The organism is Streptomyces sp. DSM 120436, from assembly GCF_055778765.1.
In genome coordinates this window covers 1,556,140-1,577,769 of sequence record NZ_JBSKBS010000001.1, presented here as the reverse complement: position 1 = coordinate 1,577,769, position 21,630 = coordinate 1,556,140, and the positions used below count along the sequence as shown (strand labels likewise).

Annotated in this window: 18 protein-coding genes; 6 read left to right on the top strand and 12 right to left on the bottom strand. The window is 73.6% G+C overall.

Going from position 1 to position 21,630, the window contains the following annotated elements:
• Window positions 1-133: 133 nt before the first annotated feature.
• Window positions 134-439 (top strand): transposase, encoded by a 306-nt coding sequence (locus ACWH4W_RS07235; RefSeq protein WP_473074980.1) that lies wholly within the window; start codon window positions 134-136, stop codon window positions 437-439.
• 211 nt (window positions 440-650) lie between these two features.
• On the opposite strand, the gene ACWH4W_RS07230 is transcribed toward ACWH4W_RS07235, so the two are convergent.
• A complete protein-coding gene (locus ACWH4W_RS07230) occupies window positions 651-1,670 on the bottom strand; it encodes a hemolysin family protein (RefSeq protein ID WP_473074979.1) in 1,020 nt (339 codons plus the stop codon).
• Window positions 1,667-3,004, bottom strand: a complete 1,338-nt coding sequence (locus tag ACWH4W_RS07225) for a hemolysin family protein (protein WP_473074978.1) — start codon at window positions 3,002-3,004, stop codon at window positions 1,667-1,669. The genes ACWH4W_RS07230 and ACWH4W_RS07225 overlap by 4 nt, the downstream gene beginning before the upstream one ends.
• A gap of 339 nt (window positions 3,005-3,343) precedes the next feature.
• Here ACWH4W_RS07225 and ACWH4W_RS07220 point away from each other — a divergent pair, with 339 nt between their 5' ends.
• Window positions 3,344-3,814, top strand: a complete 471-nt coding sequence (locus ACWH4W_RS07220) for a cation:proton antiporter regulatory subunit (protein ID WP_473074977.1) — start codon at window positions 3,344-3,346, stop codon at window positions 3,812-3,814.
• Window positions 3,815-3,849: 35 nt separating this feature from the next.
• Here ACWH4W_RS07220 and ACWH4W_RS07215 read toward each other — a convergent pair whose 3' ends face one another.
• Window positions 3,850-5,064 carry a cation:proton antiporter gene (locus ACWH4W_RS07215; RefSeq protein ID WP_473074976.1) on the bottom strand — a complete coding sequence of 405 codons (1,215 nt, stop codon included), beginning with the start codon at window positions 5,062-5,064 and terminating at the stop codon, window positions 3,850-3,852.
• Between the two features lie 740 nt (window positions 5,065-5,804).
• Between ACWH4W_RS07215 and ACWH4W_RS07210 the strand changes: the two genes are divergently transcribed.
• Window positions 5,805-7,742 carry an NAD-binding protein gene (locus ACWH4W_RS07210; protein WP_473077435.1) on the top strand — a complete coding sequence of 646 codons (1,938 nt, stop codon included), beginning with the start codon at window positions 5,805-5,807 and terminating at the stop codon, window positions 7,740-7,742.
• Window positions 7,743-8,236: 494 nt separating this feature from the next.
• On the opposite strand, the gene ACWH4W_RS07205 is transcribed toward ACWH4W_RS07210, so the two are convergent.
• Complete coding sequence (locus tag ACWH4W_RS07205) at window positions 8,237-10,081, bottom strand: S9 family peptidase (protein ID WP_473074975.1); 1,845 nt, start codon at window positions 10,079-10,081, stop codon at window positions 8,237-8,239.
• Window positions 10,082-10,294: 213 nt separating this feature from the next.
• On the opposite strand from ACWH4W_RS07205, the gene ACWH4W_RS07200 reads away from it, so the two are divergent.
• Window positions 10,295-11,200 (top strand): SURF1 family protein, encoded by a 906-nt coding sequence (locus ACWH4W_RS07200; protein ID WP_473074974.1) that lies wholly within the window; start codon window positions 10,295-10,297, stop codon window positions 11,198-11,200.
• Here the strand turns inward: ACWH4W_RS07200 and ACWH4W_RS07195 are convergent.
• Together ACWH4W_RS07195 and ACWH4W_RS07190 are read right to left on the bottom strand one after the other, a co-directional pair.
• Window positions 11,167-12,645 carry a hypothetical protein gene (locus tag ACWH4W_RS07195; RefSeq protein WP_473074973.1) on the bottom strand — a complete coding sequence of 493 codons (1,479 nt, stop codon included), beginning with the start codon at window positions 12,643-12,645 and terminating at the stop codon, window positions 11,167-11,169. The genes ACWH4W_RS07200 and ACWH4W_RS07195 overlap by 34 nt on opposite strands.
• The gene (locus tag ACWH4W_RS07190; RefSeq protein ID WP_473074972.1) at window positions 12,642-13,313 is read right to left on the bottom strand and encodes a SigE family RNA polymerase sigma factor; all 672 of its coding nucleotides are present in this window, start codon (window positions 13,311-13,313) and stop codon (window positions 12,642-12,644) included. Before ACWH4W_RS07190 ends, ACWH4W_RS07195 begins: the two co-directional genes overlap by 4 nt.
• Before the next feature lie 438 nt (window positions 13,314-13,751).
• Here ACWH4W_RS07190 and ACWH4W_RS07185 point away from each other — a divergent pair, with 438 nt between their 5' ends.
• Window positions 13,752-13,910, top strand: a complete 159-nt coding sequence (locus tag ACWH4W_RS07185) for a hypothetical protein (RefSeq protein WP_473074971.1) — start codon at window positions 13,752-13,754, stop codon at window positions 13,908-13,910.
• Here ACWH4W_RS07185 and ACWH4W_RS07180 read toward each other — a convergent pair.
• The 5 genes from ACWH4W_RS07180 to ACWH4W_RS07160 all read right to left on the bottom strand — a co-directional run bounded on the left by ACWH4W_RS07180 (window position 13,907) and on the right by ACWH4W_RS07160 (window position 18,332).
• On the bottom strand, window positions 13,907-14,989 hold the full coding sequence (locus ACWH4W_RS07180) for an aspartate-semialdehyde dehydrogenase (RefSeq protein WP_473074970.1): 1,083 nt from the start codon (window positions 14,987-14,989) through the stop codon (window positions 13,907-13,909). The genes ACWH4W_RS07185 and ACWH4W_RS07180 overlap by 4 nt on opposite strands.
• Window positions 14,989-16,266 (bottom strand): aspartate kinase, encoded by a 1,278-nt coding sequence (locus ACWH4W_RS07175; protein ID WP_473074969.1) that lies wholly within the window; start codon window positions 16,264-16,266, stop codon window positions 14,989-14,991. Before ACWH4W_RS07175 ends, ACWH4W_RS07180 begins: the two co-directional genes overlap by 1 nt.
• 369 nt (window positions 16,267-16,635) lie before the next feature.
• On the bottom strand, window positions 16,636-17,295 hold the full coding sequence (locus ACWH4W_RS07170) for a DUF5063 domain-containing protein (RefSeq protein ID WP_473074968.1): 660 nt from the start codon (window positions 17,293-17,295) through the stop codon (window positions 16,636-16,638).
• On the bottom strand, window positions 17,288-17,887 hold the full coding sequence (recR, locus tag ACWH4W_RS07165; protein WP_473074967.1) for a recombination mediator RecR: 600 nt from the start codon (window positions 17,885-17,887) through the stop codon (window positions 17,288-17,290). Before recR ends, ACWH4W_RS07170 begins: the two co-directional genes overlap by 8 nt.
• A gap of 103 nt (window positions 17,888-17,990) precedes the next feature.
• Window positions 17,991-18,332, bottom strand: coding sequence for a YbaB/EbfC family nucleoid-associated protein (locus tag ACWH4W_RS07160; RefSeq protein WP_473074966.1), 342 nt, complete (start codon window positions 18,330-18,332; stop codon window positions 17,991-17,993).
• A gap of 290 nt (window positions 18,333-18,622) precedes the next feature.
• Between ACWH4W_RS07160 and ACWH4W_RS07155 the strand changes: the two genes are divergently transcribed.
• Window positions 18,623-19,369, top strand: coding sequence for an SLATT domain-containing protein (locus tag ACWH4W_RS07155; RefSeq protein WP_473074965.1), 747 nt, complete (start codon window positions 18,623-18,625; stop codon window positions 19,367-19,369).
• A gap of 256 nt (window positions 19,370-19,625) precedes the next feature.
• On the opposite strand, the gene ACWH4W_RS07150 is transcribed toward ACWH4W_RS07155, so the two are convergent.
• Window positions 19,626-21,551, bottom strand: a complete 1,926-nt coding sequence (locus tag ACWH4W_RS07150; RefSeq protein ID WP_473074964.1) for a serine/threonine-protein kinase — start codon at window positions 21,549-21,551, stop codon at window positions 19,626-19,628.
• Between the last annotated feature and the right edge of the window lie 79 nt (window positions 21,552-21,630).

Sequence of the window (21,630 nt, the reverse complement as noted above, 5' to 3'; positions counted from 1 at the left end):
CCGTGCAGTTGTCGAGGTGTCCGTAGTCGCCCCGTCCTCGTTCCGGTGAGGAAGTTCCGCCTCTGACGGGTCTTGACCCCTGATCTCGGACACACGAGACACTGGATCCTGAGGATCTGAGAACGGACATCTCGTGGTCGTGAAGCACTACCCGCAGGAGTTCAAGGCGGACGCGGTCGCGCTGTACCAGTCGCGGCCCGAGGCGACGATCCGGCAGGTCGCCGCCGACCTGGGAATCAACCCGGAAACCCTGCGGAACTGGGTCCGGGCGGCCGGCGCGAGCCGGCCACGGGGACGCCGTGCGGAGACACCCGCCGAGCCGCCCACGCCGCTGGAGGCGGAGAACGCCGCACTGCGCAAGCAGGTCCGTGAGCTGGAGGAAGAACGCAAGATCCTGCGGAAGGCCGCGAAGTACTTCGCCGGGGAGAGGCGCTGGTGAACCGCTTACAGTTCGTCAGGGCGGCTCCCGCGGGTGTCGGCGGACTGAGGCCGAGGAAACGACGAGTGCGCACCATGCCTCATGGTCGTCCGGCAGCGGCAGCTGTGCAGGCACCCGCCTCGGGACCCGCACGCTCCGGAGAGGGGCGGGCAGGCATGCCCGAGCCGGGCGGTCCCGGGGAGCCGGGGCCGCCCGGCCGGGGCGGGGTGCTCTACGCGGCCTTCGGTTGCAGGTAGCGGGCCAGCAGGTCGTCCAGGGTCACGATGCCGGTGAGCCGGCCCGTGGTGTCGCGGACCACCGCGAGGGACGCCCGGCGTCGGCGCAGGGCCTCGATCGCCTCGGCGACCGTGGTGTCCTCCGCCAGTTCGGGTACGGGGCGTGCCAGCGCGCGGGCGTCGGCCGTCCGCCCGTGTGCGCGCGCCACGAGGACGTCGCGGACGTGCACCGAGCCGAGGATGGCGTCCTCGTGGCGGACGAGCAGGCGGGTGCGGTCGTGGGTGGTGGCCAGGCCGAGGATCTGTTCCGCCCCGGCGTCGGAGGCGACCGCCACGAGGTCGGCGGCCGGGACCGTCAGGTCGCGCACGGGGGTCTCGGGCTCGGTCAGTGACCGGGTCAGCAGGTCGGAGTCCGTTTCGCTGATCAGGCCCAGTCGTTCGGACTCCTCGACCAGGTGGGTGAGCTGTTCCCGGTTGTGGACGGAGGCCAGTTCGTCGCGTGGCGTGACCCGGCAGAGGCGGACCAGTGTGTTGCTGACCCTGTTGAGGACCCAGATCAGCGGGCGCACGGCGGTCGCGACGGCGCGGAAGGGCGGGGACAGCAGCATCGCGGAACGCTCGGGGTGGGCGATGGCCCAGGACTTGGGCGCCATCTCGCCGAGGACCATGTGCAGGAACACCACGACGATCATCGCGACGGCGAAGGCCACGCCGTAGCTGAGCGCGGTGGGCAGGCCCAGCTCGACCAGCAGCGGATCCAGTTCGTGGGAGATGGCGGGCTTGGACACGGAGCCCAGGCCGAGCGTGCACACGGTGATGCCGAGCTGGGCGCCGGCCAGCATCAGCGACAGCTCCCGCATGCCGGCCAGGGCCGCCTTGGCGCCGCGGCGCCCTTCGGCCACGGCCTTCTCCATGCGGTGGCGTTTGGCGGCCACGAGCGCGAACTCGGCCGCGACGAAGAAGCCGCTGCCGATGAGCAGCAGGACGGTGACGAAGAGCGCCATCGGGAAACTCATGCCTGCTCCTCCGCCTTCTCGGCCAGCCGCTCGATCCTGATGCGTTCGGGCACGTGCCGGTCCAGGGTGCGTACGTCGATCCGGGCGTCGCCGCCCGCCGGCAGCGCCACCGTGAGCCGGTCCCCGATCGCCGGGAAGCGGCCGAGCCGGTCGACGATGAGCCCGGCCACGGTCTCGTAGTCGTCCTCCTCGGGCAGGTGGATGCCGGTCACCTCGGCCACCTCGTCCAGGCGTCGCCCGGCGTCCACCAGCCAGCCGTCGCCGTCCGCGACCGCCACTTCGGTGACCTCGTCCGTCTCGTCCGCGATGTCGCCCACGAGTTCCTCGGCGATGTCCTCGTAGGTGACGACGCCGGCCACGCCTCCGTGCTCGTCCAGGACGACGGCGAACTCGTCGTCCTGGACGCGCATCCGCTCCACGGCGTCCGGCAGCGGCAGGGTGTCGGGCAGCAGCAGGGGCCGCCGGGCCGCCGCCCCGGCCAGGGTGGCGGCGGCTCTCTCCGGCGGCAGTCCCATCAGGTCCCGTACGCCCAGGACGCCCGCGACGTCGTCCGGGTGGTCGCCGAGCACCGGGTAGTTGGAGTGCCCGTGCCGGGCGATGAGGGTGACGGCCTCGGCCGCCGTGGCGTCCTTGCGGACGAAGACCGCGTCGGCCCGCGGCACCATCACCTCGCGCAGCGTCCGCTCGGAGAACTCCAGGGCGTGGTCGAGCAGTTCGGCCGTTCCGCGCGGCAGCTCACCCTGTTCGTGGGACTCGCCGATCAGGTGGCCGAGTTCCTCGAGGGTGGCGCCGTGGTGGAGTTCCTCGACCGGTTCGATGCCCACGGAGCGCAGCAGTCGGTTGGCCGCCCCGTCGAAGATCCGGACCACTGGACCGACCACCTTGAGATAGCCGAGAGTGGAGCCGGCCAGGGCCTTGGCCAGCCTTTCCGGGACGGCGATGGCGAGGTTCTTCGGGGCCAGCTCGCCCAGCACCATCTGCACGACCGTGGCCAGCACGAAGGCGAGCACGACGGAGATCCCGGTGACGGCGGCGTCCGGAACGCCGATGCCGGACAGTACGGGCCGCAGCAGCGCGGAGACGGACGGCTCGGCGATGAAGCCGACGACCAGACCGGTCACCGTGATGCCGAGCTGGGCGCCCGAGAGCATGAACGACAGCCGCTCCAGCACCTTCAGCGCCCGGGCGGCCTTCTTGTCCCCCTCCTCGGCCTCGCGGGCGAGAGCCAGCCGGTCGGCCGATACGTAGGCGAACTCCTGGGCGACGAAATAGCCCGTCCCCGCCGTCAGGACGAACACGGCCAGCAGCCCCAGCCAGGCTTCCACGGCGCTCACCTCGCGCCACCCCGCCTCGTGCCGTGCTCAGGAAACCCCGGGCGGAATGGCCGGGGACTGTGCCCCGACGGGTCCGTCGATCTGGCGGACAAGGTGTCGCTCCCTCATTAGATGTGCAGACGAAGAACGATTCTGGCCGAAACCGGGTTCCCGTCCCCGTCGCACCTGTTCCCGGTGTCGGATCCGCTCCACATCGGCTGAGGCACCGCGTCCCCGGCGCCCGGCCCGGATGTCGCCCCCGTTCCCGCGTGACGTAGGGTGCCGTCGGTCATGGCCCGTAGATGGCCCGTAGGACGACTGAAACGGTGTAGGGGGACGGTCATGGGCGGCGCTGGGCGCATGGGGCACACTCCGCTGCCGGGCATCGGTGTGCGGTACGACCTCGTCACGCGGGAGCGGCGGCGGCTGTCGGTGATCGCCCATCTGGACGGCGCACGGACGCTGAACGTCTACCGCAGGGACGACCCGGACGACACCGCGGTGTGTCTGAAACTGAGCGCCGAGGAGGCCGCGGCCGTCGTCGACGCGCTGCTCCCCTCGCACCACAGCCCGAACCTGCTGGCGACGGCCGAGCTGGGGCTGGTCGCCGAGCGGATCGAGCTGTCGTCCGCCTCGTACTGGAACGGGCGGGTGCTCGGCGACACCCGGATGCGCACCGAGACCGGTGTGTCCGTCGTCGCCGTGCTCCGCCGCGCCGAGGCGATCCCCTCCCCCGGCCCCGACTTCCGGCTGGCCGGCGGCGACACCCTCATCGTAATCGGCACGCGGGAGGGTGTCGGCGTCGCCGCCGGGATCCTCGGACGGGAGTGATCGACGACGGCCTTCGGGGACGTCGGCCCGAGCCCTTACACCTTCGCCGGCTCCTGCTCCGGCTCCGGCGCCGTCCGCTCCGTCTCCAGCGGCGTCTCCGGGCGGCCGATGATCCTGCGGGCCAGCGGTTCGGTCCAGCGGGCGGTGAGCGGGCCGAGGACGACCAGGATCAGGACGTACGCCGTGGCCAGCGGGCCGATGCGGGGCTCCACGCCGACCGCGAGGCCCGCGATGACGATGGAGAACTCGCCGCGCGCCACCAGCGTGCCGCCCGCGCGCCAGCGGCCTGCGCCCTTGATGCCCGCGCGCCGGGCCGCGTACCAGCCCGTCGCGATCTTCGTCAGGGTGGTGACGAGCGCCAGGAGCAGCGCCGGGACCAGGACCGGCGGGATGTCGGCCGGGTCGGTGGACAGGCCGAAGAAGACGAAGAAGACGGCGGCGAACAGGTCCCGCAGCGGGGTGAGCAGGTTGCTCGCGCCCTCGGCGACCTCACCGGACAGGGCGATGCCCACGAGGAACGCGCCGACGGCCGCCGACACCTGCAGTTCCTGCGCCACTCCCGCGACCAGGAGCGTCAGGCCCAGCACGACCAGCAGCAGCATCTCCGCGCTGTCCGAGGACACCGCGCGGCTGATCAGGCGTCCGTGGCGCAGCGCCACGTAGAGCACGGCGCCGACGGTGCCGAGGGAGATCAGCAGGGTGACCGAGCCGCCCGCCAGGCCGGCGCCCGCCAGCACCGCGGTGAGGATCGGCAGGTAGACCGCCATCGCCAGGTCCTCGATCACCAGGACGCCGAGCACCACGGGTGTCTCGCGGTTGCCGAGCCGGCGCAGGTCGCCGAGCACCTTCGCGATCACACCCGAGGAGGAGATCCAGGTGACACCGGCCAGCGCGACGGCCGCGACCGGGCCCCAGCCCAGGATCAGCGCCGCCACGGCGCCCGGCACCGCGTTGAGGACGAAGTCCACCGCTCCGGACGGGTACTGCGTCCTGAGGTTGGTGACCAGCTCGGACGCGCTGTACTCCAGCCCCAGCATGAGCAGCAGCAGGATGACGCCGATCTCGGCGCCGACGGCGGTGAACTCCTCGCTGGCCTGCAGCGGCAGGATGCCGCCGTGGCCGAAGGCGAGGCCGGCCAGCAGGTAGAGCGGGATGGGCGAGAAGCCCACCCGTCCGGCGAGGCGGCCCAGCAGACCCAGGGCGAGGATGATGGCGCCCAGTTCGATGAGCATGGTCGCGGTGTTGTGCACGGGCGTCGGTCCTCCGGGTCGGTGACGGCGGCGTCAGTGCCTGAAAAGGGGCGGGGGCGGCGTGCGGACGGACGGCGGGGCGCCGGGTCGCGCGCGGGAGCCGCGGGGTGCGGTGAGGCGGGGTGCGGTGCGGAAGGCCCGGCGGGTGTCCTGGTCCGCCTGCGGTGCGACGCCGGGGGGCCCGGATCGGGCGGGCGGTGGTGTGCGGGTGGGCCGCCACGCCCTTGACGGAGGGCGGCGGCCGGGCGGATCAGGCGCCGGAGACGGTGCCGCCGGGTTCGGGAACGCTGTCGCGGGGGGTGATGTCGATGCGCATGGGCCGGTTCGTGTCACGGCGTACAGCACGTCGGTTCATGTCACGTCCCCCCTCGCATCCGGGTCCGCCTCTCGCGGACTGAGCGTTCGGCAGCTCAGCGGAGCGCCAAGGCCAGGTAAAGTTTACCGTACGACAAAGGTCGTGTACGTCGCGTACATGTGTGAAGCAGGTAAAACGCCTGGCGGTGCACCCCGTCCCGCCCGTGCCCCAGCGCCCTCACAGCGGTACGCCGTACAGGTGAGGCAAGCGCGTCGGCGGCCTCGCCCCGCCTCCTCCTCCGCCGCCGCCAGGTGACCGTGGCCGTGACCGTGGGACGGGCCGTCCCACTCCGCTCCCTGGAACCACGCGCCGTGATCCGGCAGTCTTCTGCCCTGTGGTGAGCCTCCTTCCGAACCCCGCCCCGCCCAGCGATCCGATCGCCCCCATGGTGGTGTGCGGCGACGACGGACTGGCGCACCGGCTCGCCGCCGAACTGCGCACCGTGTACCGGGAACAGGTGGTTCTCGTGGTGCCCCCGTCCAGCCGCACCCCGCCCCAGCCGATGGTCGGGCGGGCCCGGGCCGCCTCCGCGGCGCTGTTCGGCCGGGTGGTGACCGCCGTCAACCGGGGCGCCGGAAGCTCCGACGACACCCTGGTCCCGGACGAACGGATGATGGAGGCCGCCGAACCCACCGAGGCCGTGCTCGCCGACGCGGGCGTGGACCGGGCCGCCGCGCTGGCCCTGGTGTACGACGACGACGAGACCAACATCCGCGCCGCGCTGACCGCCCGCCGGCTCAACCCCCGGCTGCGCCTGGTCCTGCGGCTCTACAACCGGCGCCTCGGCCAGCACATCGAGGAACTCCTCGACCAGGCCGCCGAGCTGGCGGGCGGCACGGCCGTGGGCCGCGGGGGGCACGGAGGGCGCGGGGACGGGGACCACGGGGGACGTGGTTTCCACGGAGGGCACGGGGGCCACGGCGCCGACATCTCGACCACCGTGCTGTCCGACGCCGACACCGCCGCGCCCGCGCTGGTCGCCACCGCGCTGGTCGGCACCAGCAAGGTCGTCGACGCGGAGGGGTTGCTGCTGCGGGCGGTGGAGCGCCGCCCGCCACGGCCCGGCGAGGTGGCCGACCCGGGGCTGTGCACACTGGCGCTGCTGTCCGCGACCAGCAACGACCCGGCGGGCGACGAGGGATCCGAGGACAGCGGCGACCAGGGACCCCGACTGCTCCCCGACGCCGAGGCGGTGGCGGCGGCGACCGGACGCGGCACGGTGGTGCTGGAGCAGGTGTCGCACTCCGGCCCCCCGCTGCCGGCCCGGCGGGCCGGGGCGATGCCGTTCGCCTCGCTGTTCTCCGCGCGGCTGCGGTGGTCGCTGGCCGGACTGGTGGCCGCGGTGGTCGGGCTCGCGGTGGCACTGATCCTGATCACCGACGACCACCCGCTGCACGCCGTCTACGTCACGCTGCTGGACCTGTTCGCCATCAACGAGCCCGCGCTCGGCGCGCCGCTCGGACAGCAGATCCTCCAACTGCTCTCCGGTCTGGTCGGGTTGCTGCTGCTGCCGGTGCTGCTGGCCGCGGTGCTGGAGGCGCTGGGCACCTTCCGCACGGCGTCCGCGCTGCGGAAACCGCCGCGCGGACTGAGCGGGCACGTGGTGCTGCTCGGGCTCGGCAAGATCGGCACCCGGGTGCTGACCCGGCTGCGCGAACTGCACATCCCCGTGGTGTGCGTCGAGGCCGACCCGGAGGCGCGGGGCATGGCCGTCGCCCGGAGGTTACGGGTGCCGGTCGTGGTCGGGGACGTCACGCAGGAGGGCGTCCTGGAGGCGGCGAAGATCCACCGCGCGGACGCGCTGCTCGCCCTGACCAGCGTCGACACCACCAACCTGGAATCCGTGCTCTACGCCCGCTCGGTACGCCCCGACCTGCGGGCGGTGCTGCGGCTGTACGACGACGACTTCGCCAAGGCCGTGTACCGGACGCTGCGCACCGCGCACCCGGCCGCGCTGACCCGGAGCCGGTCGGTGTCCCACCTGGCCGCGCCCGCCTTCGCCGGGGCGATGATGGGGCGGCAGATCCTGGGCGCGATCCCCGTGGAGCGGCGGGTGCTGCTGTTCGCGGCGGTCGTCGTCGACGGGCATCCGCAGCTGGAGGGGCGCACGGTCGCGGAGGTGTTCCGGCCGGGCGCCTGGCGCGTCCTGGCGCTGGACACGGCGGCCCGGGGCGGCGGCGCGGGTGGCGAGGCACCGGGCTCCGGTCTGGTGTGGGACCTGCCGGACACCTACGTCCTGCGCGCGGGCGACCGCGTGGTCCTGGCGGCGACCCGCCGGGGGCTGGCGGAGCTGCTGGGCCGGCGGACGCGGAACACGCGGTAGTCCCGGCGCGGGGCGCCCCACGCCGGGATCGTCAGGGTCCGGGCCCGGCGGACGCGAGGCCGAGGCAGGGGTGGGCGAGGGCTCCTCCCGGCGGACGCGAGGCCGAGGCAGGGGTGGGCGAGGGCTCCTCCCGGCGGACGCGAGGCCGAGGCAGGGGTGGGCGAGGGCTCCTCCCGGCGGACGCGAGGCCGAGGCAGGGGTGGGCGAGGGCTCCTCCCGGCGGACGCGAGGCCGAGGCAGGGGTGAGCGAGGGCTCCTCCCGGCGGACGCAGCACGGCACGGGTGCGGCAGGCCGCACGCGCGGTACGGGTGCGGCAGGCCCGCGCACCACGGCCCCGGCGGACCCGGAGCCACGCGGTCGGACGCGCGGGGCCGCCGCGCGCCGAGGGTGAGCACGAGCCGCCCCCCGCGGACACGGAGCCGGAAACACGGGCGCGGAGCCGCCGCGCGCCAGGGGTGCCGGGGCTCCCCCGGCGCGCGGGAGGCGCCCGTCACTACGGCAGGTGCCGGGCCGCGAAGTCCAGCTCCAGGCGGATCTGCTTGATGCGTTCGTCGACCACCAGGGAGCCGTGACCCGCGTCGTAGCGGTAGACCTCGTGGACCGCGTCGCGGGACTCCAGGCGTTTGACGTAGTTCTCGATCTGCTGGATCGGGCAGCGCGGGTCGTTCACCCCCGCCGAGATGTAGACCGGGGCCTTGACCTGGTCGACGTAGGTGATCGGGGACGACGCCTCGAAGCGCTCGGGGACCTCCTCGGGCGTGCCGCCCAGCAGCGTGCGGTCCATCGCCTTCAGCGCTTCCATCTCGTCGTGGTACGCCGTGACGTAGTCGGCGACCGGGACCGCCGCGATGCCCAGCGCCCACGCGTCCGGCTGCGTGCCGAGGCCCAGCAGCGTCAGGTAGCCGCCCCAGGAGCCGCCGGTGAGGATCAGCCGCTCAGGGTCCGCCAGACCGGAGGAGACGGCCCACTCGCGGACCGCCGCGATGTCCTCCAGCTCGATCAGGCCCACCCGGTGCTTCAGGGCGTCCGTCCAGGCGCGGCCGTATCCGGTGGAACCACGGTAGTTGACACGTACCACCGCGTAGCCGTGGTCGACCCAGGCCGCCGGGCCCGCCGCGAAGGAGTCGCTGTCGTGCCAGGTCGGTCCGCCGTGGATGTCGAAGACGGTCGGCAGCGGGCCGGTCGCGCCGGCCGGCTTCTGGACGAGCGCGTGGATACGGCCGCCCGGGCCCTCCACCCACACGTCCTCCACCGGTACCGACCCGGGCGACTTCATGCCGGGCGGGTCCAGGACCACACCGCCCGAGGTGGAGCGGACCGCGGGCGGCTGGGCCGCCGACGACCACAGGTACTCCACGCTGCCGTCGGGGCGGGCCGTCGCACCGGAGACCGCGCCGCGCGGCGTGGGGATCTTCTCCAGCCGGCGCCCGGCGAGGTCGTAGCGGAACAGCTCGCCGCGGGCCTCGAAGCCGTGCGCGATGAGCAGGGCCGTGCCGTCCGGGTACCACTCGGCGCTGACGTCGCCGGGCAGCTCCAGCTCCAGGTCCGTCTGCTCGCCCGTCACCACGTCCCACACCAGGGGCTCCCAGCGTCCGCGCCGCTGGTGGCCGATGAGCAACCGGGTGTCGCCCGCCACGGGTGCGAAGCCCAGCACCTCCAGGCCCAGTTCCTCCGTGCCGCCGCGGGTGTCGTCCAGCTCGGCGACCGTCGTGCCGTCGGGGCGCATCACGCGCAGCGCGGAGTGCATCGCGTCCCCGTGCTCCGTGTGCTCGACCGCGATCAGCGAACCGTCGTGGGAGAGGTCGCCGACGCCCGCCGACTCGCGGTGCCGGTACAGCTCCACCGGCGCCTCCCCCGTGCGCACCAGGTGGATCGTCGTACCGTCCTCGTCGGTGGAGCGGCCGACGACCGCCGTGCGGCCGTCGCGGCCCAGCGCCAGGCCCGCCGGATAGGAGGGGTCCAGGCCCGGGGCCGCCAGCTCGTCCTCACCGCCGGAGAACCGCTGCCGGCGCCAGACGCCGAACTCGTCGCCGTCCTTGTCGTCGAACCACCAGATCCACTCGCCGTCCGGCGAGAGCACGCCGTCCGTCGTGCCGTTCGGCCGGTTCGTCACCTGGCGTTGCTCACCGGTCGCCCGGTCCCAGGCGTACAGCTCGTACGTCCCCGTCGCGTTCGACACGAACAGGGAACGGTCGGGGGCGTCCTCCGCCCAGTCGGGAAGGGACACCCGGGGTGCGCGGAAGCGCTTCTCCCAGTCCGGCATCTCCCCGGTCCGCGGCACTCGCTCGGTCTGGTGGTCCGCCCGGTCCGGCGCGTCGGACCCGTTGCTCTCAGTCATGACCCCATACTGCCCGTCCGGAGGGCCATCGCGCGTCCGAGGTCCCCAGCCTGTGGACAACTTCCCCCGGAACGTCCACCGGACCTCTCACCCGATGTGCTGACCCGAGTCAGCACCGCCCCGTCACCCGGCGCCCACGAGGGGCCGCCGGGGCCCGTGGCGCAGGCGACCCCGCGGCACGGGAACCGTCCGCGCACCCGTACCGTTGAGGGCGTGTACCGGTTTCTGCTGACCCCCCGCTGGTGGGCGATCAACGTCTTCCTGCTGCTCTCGATCCCCTTCTGCGTGTTCATGGGGTCCTGGCAGCTGGGCCGGTTCGAGGACCGGGTGGACCATCACCGCCAGGCCGAGACACAGGTCGCCGAGGCCAAGAAGGAGAAGGCCCGGCCGCTGGACGACCTGCTGCCGGTGACCAAGGCCACGTCCGGCAAGCAGACCACCGCGACCGGCCGGTACGACACCCAGCTCCTCGTCCCCGACCGCACGCTGGACGACAAGGACGGCTACTACGTCCTGACCCTGCTGCGCACCGACACCGGCCGCGCGCTGCCCGTCGTACGCGGCTGGCTGCCCGGTACGCCCGACCCGGCGAAGGCTCCCGCGCCGCCCGCCGGCGAGGTCACCGTCACCGGCGCGCTCCAGGCGTCCGAGACCCCGGGCAGCAACGGCGTCAGCGCCCGCACCGGCCTGCCGGAGGGCCAGACCGCCGCGATCAGCGCGGCCTCCCTGATCAACCTCGTGCCGTACGACGTGCACGACGCCTGGATCACGCTGAACAACGGGGACTCGGGCATGCGCGCGGTGCCGGCGTCCGCGCCCGGCGGCACCGGCCTGGACCTGAAGGCGTTCCAGAACCTCGGCTACACCGCCGAGTGGTTCGCCTTCGTCGGCTTCGTGATCTTCATGTGGTTCCGGCTGCTGCGCCGCGAGGTGGAACTCGCCCGCGACGCCGAGCTGGGCCTGGGGCCGGACACGGACACGGGCGCGGGCACGGTTGCGGACAGAGGGACGGCGGACGAGGACGGGACGCCGCAGGGCGGGACGTCCGAGGGCGCCGGCGGCAGCGGCGGCGACGACGTCCCGCGTCAGGCGACCGGCGTGAGCAGCCCCGTCCAGTAGACCGTCCCGGCACAGGCGTTGGCCACCGTCGTGGTGGCCGAGCCGGAGCCCGTGGCCGCCGTGTAGGTCACCGCCACACTGCCCTCGGTCCCGCCGTCCTGCCGCAGCAGCTGCGTCGTCGTGGCCGGCCCGCTGCCCGTGCCCGCGGACGCGCCGTCCGAGTTCGTCGGCTCGCCGGACGGCGTCGGGTCCGCCGAGGGGCCGCCGGAGCCGCCGCCCGTGGGATCACCGGGGACCGGACAGGTCTCCGAGGGCACCCAGGCGAACCGCACCTCGTACGAGGCGCCCGGCTCGAGGACCACGGTCGCCGCCTCCAGCGACGGGTCCGGCAGGGCGGCCGCCGCGTCTCCCGCGACATGCCGCGCCGTCCCGATCCTCGCCGCGTCGGCCGCGCCCTGCGGGGTCGCGCTCACGGTGCCCGCGCCCTCGACGACGCAGCTCGCGCCGGAGACGTTGGCGACGCGGAAGGAGCCGTAGACGGCGCCCGCCGAGTCGGGGGCGGCGCTGGTCGCGGTCGCGGGACCGAGCTGGGCGGCGGTGCAGGCAGGAGCGTCCGCCGTGGCGCCGGCCGAGGGCCCGGCGCCCTCGGACGCGCCCGTGCTCGTGCCGGTGCTCGCGCCGGCCTCGTCGCCCTCCTTCGTGGCGCCCTTCTCGTCGTCGTCGACCTCGTCGGAGGAGCCGCCGGTGGTGCTCTCGCCGTTGCCGGGGTCCTTGCCCTGGCCGGTGCCGCCCTGGGCCTGCGAGGCGTGGCCGACGGCGGACGGGTTGGCGTCGGAGCCGGAGGAAGTGGAGACGTGGACCAGCGCGGGCACGGCGGTGCCGAGGAAGAGCGCGGCGGCCGCCGCGCCGACGAGGGCCTGGCGTTTGCGCGCACGGCGGGCGGGGACGGCCCGGCGCAGGTAGTCCAGGGTGCCGTCGCTCGGCTCCACGTCCTGGACGGCCTGGTGCAACAGGGTTCGCAGGTGCAGCTCGTCCGAGTCGAGCCCTTCGGGGCTCTGTTCGTCCCGGCCGTCGTTCACAGTTCCGTTCCCAGCGTGCGTGTGTGTCGGGCCCTGTCCGTGCGGTGCCACGAGCGCGCGCAGCCGCGCGAGCCCGTCCCCCTCGGGCACGCCCCCGTGGTCCGGGCCGCGTACGGGCTCCGGACGCTCCGAGTCCTCCGGTCCCGGCGCGGAGTCCCCCCTCTCCGCACGGGAGTTCCCCATGCCGGAGGCCTCCGTACCGGAGCCCGAGTCCTCGTCCTCCACCGCGCGCAGGGCCCGTCCGGACCCGGCCGGTCGCCGGTCGTCCCCGTGTCCGCCGTCGCCGGAGTCCTCCCCGGCGTCGGAGGCGCGGCCGTCCGCGGACTCCTGGCCCGCCGCGGCGTCCGTGGAGCCCGAAGAGCTCCGCGAGCCCTCCGGCTCGCGGTCCTCGGGGCGCGGGTCCCGCATGTCCTGGCCGTCGCTCATGCCGACGCCCCCATGGCCAGCCGCAGCGCGGCGATGCCGCGTGAGCCGTACGCCTTGACCGAGCCGAGCGATATGCCGAGGGTCTCGGCGACCTGGGCCTCCGTCATGTCGGCGAAGTAGCGCAGCACCAGCACCTCGCGCTGGCGGCGCTGCAGGCCCTTCATCGCCTTGATGAGGGAGTCGCGTTCGAGCTGGTCGTACGCGCCCTCCTCCGCGCTCGCCATGTCGGGCATGGGCTTGGACAGCAGCTTGAGGCCGAGGATGCGGCGGCGCAGCGCGGAACGGGACAGGTTGACGACCGTCTGGCGCAGGTAGGCCAGGGTCTTCTCCGGGTCCCGGACCCGTTTGCGGGCGGAGTGGACGCGGATGAACGCCTCCTGGACGACGTCCTCGCAGGAGGCCGTGTCGTCGAGGAGCAGCGCCGCGAGTCCCAGCAGCGAGCGGTAGTGCGCGCGGTAGGTCTCGGTGAGGTGGTCGACCGTGGTGCCGACTGCCACCGTCTCGTCGGCGCCGTCGCGCTGACCGGGAATGGGGGCGGGGCGCGCTGCGGGCATGGGCGCGATCACCGGCATGCCACCGGACGCGCCGGCCACGCGGGGCCGGAGCGTGCCGCGGGGCGGCCGCAAGGTCGCGCCGCGGGGCGCTGTGAAGTCGAGTACCTCAGCCACGCCAGTTGGACACGCTCCCCCTCACAAGGGTTGTACGTGCCGGGCGTCATGTCTGCGCCGACCGGTGCCGTCCACCGCCCACCCGTGTCAGGCAGCACCACCGGCAGCACATCGAATGCCCTCATGCGTCCCGCTCTTCCCCTGTGTTTCCTATGAACGGACGTCCCCACGCCCGGCTCCAGACGTCCCCACGTCTGGGAAGCAGCGTCCCCACGCCCCGGACAAGGGTGATCGCAAAGACGCTCCCCGCCCTCCGCTCGGTTGCGGCTGGCGGGGAGGTGAATCCTCGTCCGCAATCCTCGGCCCAGGAAGTTGCATGTTCAAGTGGTGCGAGCCGAGAAGCCCGTCCCACAGGTTCCTCACAGATCCTACAAACGAAACCTCTGTGATCCAGGCCTTTTACCGCACGGCCGGCCGCCCGCCGCTCACCGGCCGATCGTGCGCCAGGCGGCCGTGCGCCAGGCGGCCGTGCGCCAGGCGGCCGTGCGCCAGGCGGCCGTGCGCCAGGCGGCCGTGCGCCAGGCGGCCGTGCGCCAGGCGGCCGTGCGCCAGGCGGCCGTGCGCCAGGCGGCCGTGCGCCAGGCGGCCGTGCGCTAGGCGGCCCTGTGCTCCGCGGCTATCAGCTCGGCGATCTGCGTGGTGTTGAGCGCGGCGCCCTTGCGCAGGTTGTCCCCGCACACGAACAGCTCCAGCGCCGTGGGGTCGTCCAGGGCCCGGCGCACCCGCCCGACCCAGGTCGGATCGGTGCCGACGACGTCGGCGGGGGTGGGGAACTCGCCCGCGGCCGGGTTGTCGAAGAGGACCACGCCGGGGGCGGTGGCGAGGATCTCGCGCGCCTTGCCGACGGTGACCTCGTTCTCGAAGCGGGCGTGCACGGTGAGGGAGTGCACGGTGACCACGGGGACGCGCACGCAGGTGACCGCGACCGGGAGGGCGGGCAGGCCGAGGATCTTGCGGGACTCGTCCCGCACCTTCATCTCCTCGGACGACCAGCCGTCCTCGCGCAGCGAACCGGCCCACGGCACGACGTTCAGCGCGACCGGCTCCGGGAACGGCCCGGTGTTGTCCCCCACGGCCCGCCGTACGTCACCCGGGCTGGTGCCCAGGTCGGTGCCGGCCACCAGGGACAACTGCTCGCGCAGCGTCCGCACGCCGGCCCGGCCCGCGCCGCTGGCCGCCTGGTACGACGAGACGACCAGCTCGCGCAGGCCGAACTCGGCGTGCAGCGCGCCGAGCGCGACGATCATCGACAGGGTGGTGCAGTTCGGGTTGGCGACGATGCCGCGCGGGCGGCTGCGTACCGCGTGCGGGTTGACCTCGGGGACGACCAGCGGCACGTCCGGTTCCATGCGGAAGGCGCCGGAGTTGTCGACGACGACCGCGCCACGGGCGGCGGCGACGGGCGCCCACGCGGCGGCGACCTCGTCGGGCACGTCGAACATGGCGACGTCGACCCCGTCGAAGGCCTCCTCGGTGAGCGCCACCACCTCGACCTCCTCACCGCGTACGGACAGCTTGCGGCCGGCCGAACGCGGGGAGGCGATGAGTCTGATCTCGCCCCAGACGTCCGCGCGCTGGGACAGGATCTGGAGCATGACCGTGCCGACGGCCCCGGTCGCTCCCACGACCGCGAGCGTCGGCCGCCCGGAACGCCCGGGTCCTGCGGTCCCGGGCATCAGCGGCCGGTGCCTCCGTAGACCACGGCCTCGTCGCTGTCGGAGTCGAGACCGAAGGCGGTGTGCACGGCGCGCACGGCCTCCGGCACGTCGTCCTTGCGGGTGACGACCGAGATGCGGATCTCGGAGGTCGAGATCAGCTCGATGTTCACGCCGGCGTCGCTGAGCGCGGTGAAGAAGTCGGCGGTGACACCGGGGTTGGTCTTCATGCCCGCGCCGACCAGGGAGATCTTGCCGATCTGGTCGTCGTAGCGCAGGGAGTCGAAGCCGATGGCGCCCTTGTTCTTCTCCAGGGCGTCGATGGCCTTGCGGCCCTCGGACTTCGGCAGGGTGAAGGAGATGTCCGTCAGGCCGGTGGACGCGGCGGACACGTTCTGCACGACCATGTCGATGTTGATCTCGGCGTCCGCGATGGTGCGGAAGATCGACGCGGCCTCGCCGGGCTTGTCGGGCACGCCGACGACCGTGACCTTGGCCTCGGAGGTGTCGTGTGCGACACCGGAGATGAGAGCCTGCTCCACCTGCTTGTCCCCTTGCTCGATCGGCTCGCTGCTGACCCACGTGCCCTGCAGTCCGCTGAAGGACGAACGGACGTGGATCGGGATGTTGTACCGGCGGGCGTACTCCACACAGCGGTGGAGCAGCACCTTGGAACCGGAGGCGGCCAGTTCGAGCATGTCCTCGAACGAGATCCAGTCGATCTTCTTGGCCTTCGTCACCACGCGCGGGTCGGCGGTGAACACACCGTCGACGTCCGTGTAGATCTCGCACACCTCGGCGTCGAGCGCCGCGGCGAGGGCGACGGCGGTGGTGTCGGAGCCGCCGCGGCCGAGCGTGGTGATGTCCTTGGTGTCCTGGCTGACGCCCTGGAACCCGGCGACGATGGCGATGTTGCCCTCGTCCACCGAGGCCTGGATGCGGCCCGGCGTGACATCGATGATGCGGGCTTTGTTGTGGACCGAGTCGGTGATGACACCTGCCTGGCTGCCGGTGAAGCTCTGGGCGTTGTGGCCCAGGTTCTTGATCGCCATGGCCAGCAGGGCCATGGAGATCCGCTCCCCGGCGGTCAGCAGCATGTCGAGCTCGCGGCCGGCAGGAATCGGGGAAACCTGCTCGGCGAGATCGATCAGCTCGTCCGTCGTGTCGCCCATCGCGGAAACCACGGCGACCACCTGGTGGCCGTTCTTCTTGGCTTCCACGATCCGCTTGGCGACGCGCTTGATGCCTTCGGCATCGGCTACGGAGGAGCCTCCGTACTTCTGCACGACAAGGCCCACGTGCGCTCCTCGCTCAGTCCGTCGTTGTCCACAGTCCGCACACATATGTGTCCGCTGCGGTCGGCTCAGTCTATCGACGTCCGAAAATCCACCCCTCGAGATATCGCATGGTGAGACTTCGGACGCTCGCGGGGGGCTCCTGCCCAGACCGACGCCCACCACTCGGGAAAGTGCCCCGCGTCACACCGGGGGCGGTCCTTTCCGGTCGGCGGGGCCCGCGTCGTCCACGTACACGCTGCCGCTCACGCGGCGGACGCCGGCAGGGACACCCTCCCCGGAAAGCGTGAGCACACCGGCCAATTCCGTCCATTGAGCGCTCATGTGAGCGCCCGGTGGACGGTCGCCTGCTCTCTGTTCACGCTTTTTTCCTCACGTGACCGGGCGCATGCCCAGCGGAGTGGCGATCTCCTCGACCATGACCCTGCCGGCCTCGGCCTCGAGGGTCTCGTCCCGCAGGCCCTGGTCCGTGTCCAGGCCGTCGAGCTCGGCCAGGGGCTGGTTCAGGCGGACGTGGGCGACGACCGACTGCAGGGCGCGCAGGGTCGCCGACGCCGTGGAGCCCCAGTTGGAGAAGTAGGAGAACTGCCACCACCACAGCGCCTCCGACGTGCGGCCCGCCCTGTAGTGGGCCATGCCGTGGCGCAGGTCCGTGATGACGTCGGTGAGGTCGTCGGAGATGCGGGCCGGCACCGGGGCCTTGCGCGGCTCGTACGGGTCGAAGACCTCGGAGTAGACGTCGATCGGGTCGAGCAGCCGCGCCAGGTTCTCGCGCAGCTCGTCCACGTCCGGCTCGGGGCCCATGTCCGGCTCGTAGCGCTCGTCGGGAACGATGTCCTCGTGGGCGCCCAGGCGGCCGCCGGCCAGGAGCAGCTGGGAGACCTCCAGGAGGAGGAAGGGCACCGCCGAGTCCGGCTCGTCGCCCTTCGCGACCTCCGTGACGGCGACCAGGAAGCTCTCGATCTGGTCGGCGATCTGGACCGCGAAGTCGTCCGGGTTCTGGTCGGTCGCGTGCAGCGTGGCGTCAGACATCTAGGAGTCGTCTCCCCTCGAAGGCGCGGCCGAGCGTGACCTCGTCCGCGTATTCCAGGTCGCCGCCCACCGGGAGGCCGCTGGCCAGGCGGGTGACCCTCAGGCCCATGGGCTTGATCATGCGGGCGAGGTACGTGGCCGTGGCCTCGCCTTCGAGATTGGGGTCCGTGGCGAGGATCAGCTCGGTGACCGTGCCGTCCGCCAGCCGGGCCAGGAGTTCCCGTATGCGCAGGTCGTCGGGGCCCACCCCGTCGATCGGGCTGATCGCGCCGCCCAGCACGTGGTAGCGGCCGCGGTACTCACGCGTGCGCTCGATCGCGACGACGTCCTTCGGCTCCTCCACGACGCAGATGACCGCGGGGTCGCGCCTGCTGTCGCGGCAGATGTTGCACCGCTCCTCCTGCGCGACGTTCCCGCAGACCGCGCAGAAGCGGACCTTCGCCTTGACCTCCATCAGCGCCTGCGCCAGACGCCGTACGTCCGTCGGTTCCGCCTGCAGGATGTGGAAGGCGATCCGCTGCGCGCTCTTGGGACCGACGCCGGGCAGCCGCCCCAGCTCGTCGATGAGGTCCTGGACCACGCCTTCGTACAACGGACTGCCGTCCTTCCTGGTGTTCCTTCACTACGTACGGTAGAGGCCCGCGGCCCCGCTTAGAAGCCCCGCAGCCCCGGGAGGCCGCGGTCGGCTGCCTCGCTCAGAAGGGCAGGCCGGGGATGCCGCCCCCGCCGAGGCCCTGGGCCAGCGGGCCGAGCTTCTGCTGCTGGAGCGTCTGCGCGTTCTCGTTCGCCGCCTGGACCGCCGCGACGACCAGGTCCGCGAGGGTCTCGGTGTCCTCCGGGTCCACCGCCTTCGGGTCGATCTGCAGCGCCCGCAGTTCGCCGGAGCCGGTGACGGTGGCCTTCACCAGACCGCCGCCCGCCTGGCCCTCGACCTCCGTGCGCGCCAGTTCCTCCTGGGCCTTGGCCAGGTCCTGTTGCATCTTCTGGGCCTGCTGGAGCAGCTGCTGCATGTTGGGCTGGCCACCACCGGGGATCACGATTCGGCTCCTAGGTCGGTACGTCGGTCCGGTGCGACGGTCGCACCGCTCGGCACGAGCCTACGTGCTCCAGGCAGCCGTCGCCCTGGCACTCTTTCGGGTGAGTCCCCTCCGGGGCCCTATACCTGATCACGGCCCCCTATCGGGCGTAAAAGCGCGCGAACCCCCGACGCGCCCACCCGTTGGGCGGTAGGAAGGGCCCGGCGCGCGAGCACCACGCGTGACCGGCCGACCGCGCACGGTGCGCGTGCGCGAGGTCGGTCAGGTCGGTTCAGGAGGGGAGATACCGGGTGGGTCAGCCGGAGATGCAGCCCGAGGGTCGGCCTCACGACGGGCGGGGCGAAGGCGCGGCGGGGCTGCGGCCGGGCGACCCTGCCGGGCGGGCGTTCCCGCTCGGGGACTGGGGCGAACCGGCCACGCGGCTGGACGAGCTGTACCGGTGGGTGGAGCGCGGGGCGCTGGACACCGCCGCGTGGTACCTCGAGGACCGGATGTGGAAACGGCACTGCGCGTGGGCGCTGCGGGCCGGCACGGCGCTGGGCGCGCTGACCGGGACCGCGCTGCCGCTGCTCGATCTGACCGGGGCGGCGGACGGCGTCACGCCCTGGGGGTACCTCGCGCTGCTGCTCGCCGTGGCGTGCGTGGCGGGCGACCGGTTCTTCGGGGTGACGTCCGGCTGGATGCGGGACGTGGCGACGGCGCAGGCGGTGCACCGTCGGCTGCAGGCGTTCCAGTTCGACTGGGCGTCGGAGTGCGTGCGCGAGGTGCTGGGGCCGGCCGAGGGCACGGCGAGCGAGGCGGCGGAGCGGTGCCTGGCGGTGCTGCGGCGCTTCACCGAGGACGTGACAGAGCTGGTCCGGGTGGAGACGGCGGACTGGATGATGGAGTTCCGCGGCGGGGGCGCTCCGCTGGGGGTGCGGACGGCGCTGGGCGGTGCGGGCCGCCCGGAGGCCGCCCTCCCGCCCGGCCGTTTCCCGCCCCCGCCGAACGGGGCCCGGCCGAACATGCCCCGGCAGCGGCCGCCGGAGACGCGCTGAGGTTCTCCGCCGGGGCGGTGGCGATCCGGGGCCCGGCCTCCCCCGGCCGACGGCGCACCGAGCGCGCCCCCCCCCACCGAGGCGCGCGGCGCACACGCACGCGCCGACTCTCACGCCGTGCGCGACGCACACACACGCCTGCCCTCACGCCGTGCACAGCGCGTGCGGTCCCCGGGCCACACCTCACCCGTCGCCTCGCGCGCCCCGCGCGTGACCCTTGCCCGCCCCTCCGGGAGAGGTCGGGCGGACCGGCCGTTCAGTCCCGCGTGTACGTCAGCTCCTCGCCGGTGCCGTCGCTGACGCGGCGCAGGGAGCCGTCGGGGAGCAGGCTGATCTCGCTGGCGGGACCGGGCGTGCAGGCGCCCCGCGGTTCGCCGACGGTGACGGTGGACGGGCCGATCTGCAGCCGGCCGCCGGAGGTGCCGGTGAGGCGCGCCTCGAAGACGCAGTGGTAGGTGCCGTTGCCGGTGGGTCCGTCGGCCACCAGGGACATCACGGTGTCGCCGACCTCGCCCTGCTGCACGGTGAGGCGGCGGCTGTGCGAGCCGCTGTCGTTGTCGATGCCGGAGGACCAACGGCCCAGGAACTCGGAGGGGACCGTCCCGTCCGCGGGCGTGCCGCCGCTCGGCGAGCGCGTGTCCGCCTCCGTCGAGGGCGCGTCGTCCGTGGTGGCCGGGTCGCCGGTGTTGTGCGGCGCGCTGCTCGGTGCGGCGGGCGTCGACGGTTCGCCGCCCGCGCGGTCGTCGTTTCCCGCGCCGCTCATCAGCGCGTACACGGTGCCGCCCGCGGCGAGCGCCACGACCAGCGCGATCACCACGAGCAGCGCGGTGGAGCGGTTGTCACGACGCGGCTCGTGCGGTGGCGGACCGTACGGCTGCGGTTGTCCCGGGAAGGGCGGCGGTCCGTACGGAGGGGTGCCGCCCGCGCCCTGGCCGCCGTACGGGTAGCCGTACGCGGGCGGCTGCGGGTGCTGCCGGGGGTGGCCGTAGGCGCCTCCGCCGTACGCGCCCCCGCCGTACGCACCCCCGCCGTACGCGTCGCCGCCCGGCGCCGGTCCGGGCGTCGGGGCGGGGTCGCCGCCGTGGCCGACCACGACCGTCGGCAGGTGATTCACGCCGGGCTGCCCCGGCGGAGGCGGTGCGGGCGCGTCCGGGGGCGGCGCGGCCCGGTCGTCCGCGGCACGCGCGTGCTCAGGGGGTGCGGGAACGGTGCCCGAAGGCCCCCCTCCCGGCGCCCCCGGCGCCCCCGGCGCCCCCGGCGCCTCCGGGTCCTCCGCGTCGAGGAGCCGGACCGCGTGGCGGCCGAGCTGGGCGACCAGCGCGCCGGGCAGCCACGGGTCACGGGACCGGCCGTCGGCGACGGTGTCCTCCGCGCCCGTCCGGGCCAGCACCTCGTCGAGTGTGGGCCGCGCGGCCGGGTCCTTGCGCAGGCACGCCCGCACCAGGTCCGCGAGCCCCTCCGGCACCTGCGTCAGGTCGGGCTCCTCCTGCGCGATGCGGAACATCAGCGCGTGCACCCCGCTGTTGGCGGTGCCGAACGGCAGCGTGCCGGTCGCGGCGTAGGCGAGCACCGAGCCGAGGCAGAACACGTCGCAGGCGGGCGTGATGCGGTCGCCGCGCACCTGCTCGGGCGCCATGAAGCCGGGCGAGCCGACGAGCGCCCCGGTGCGGGTGAGTCCGCCGTCGGTCACCGTCTCCAGCGCCCGGGCGATGCCGAAGTCGATGACGCGCGGCCCGTCGATGGTGACGAGGACGTTGGACGGCTTGAGGTCGCGGTGGACGATCCCGGCCGCGTGGATGTCCTTCAGGGCGTGCGCGAGACCGGCGGCGAGGATGCGCACCGACCGCTCGGGCAGCGCCCCGTGGTCGTGGCCCACCACCTGCTGGAGGCTCGGCCCGGCGACGTACCCGGTGGCCACCCACGGCACGGCCGCCTCGGTGTCGGCGTCCAGCACCGGCGTGGTCCAGTCGCCGCCGACCTGCCGGGCGGCCCGCACCTCCTGGCGGAAGCGGGCGCGGAACTCCTCCTCCCGGGCCAGTTCCTCGCGGACCAGCTTCACGGCGACGGTGCGTCCGCGGTCGGAGCGGGCGAGGTAGACCTGGCCCATGCCGCCGCCGCCCAGCCGTGCGAGCAGCCGGTATCCCCCGATGGTCTGCGGATCCCCGATCCCGAGCTTGTCCATCGCTGCGCCGCCTTCCCCCCGCAGTGAGCAACGGATCGAGGATAGTGGCGGGTCGGTCCCCGGCGAGCCGGGCGACGTC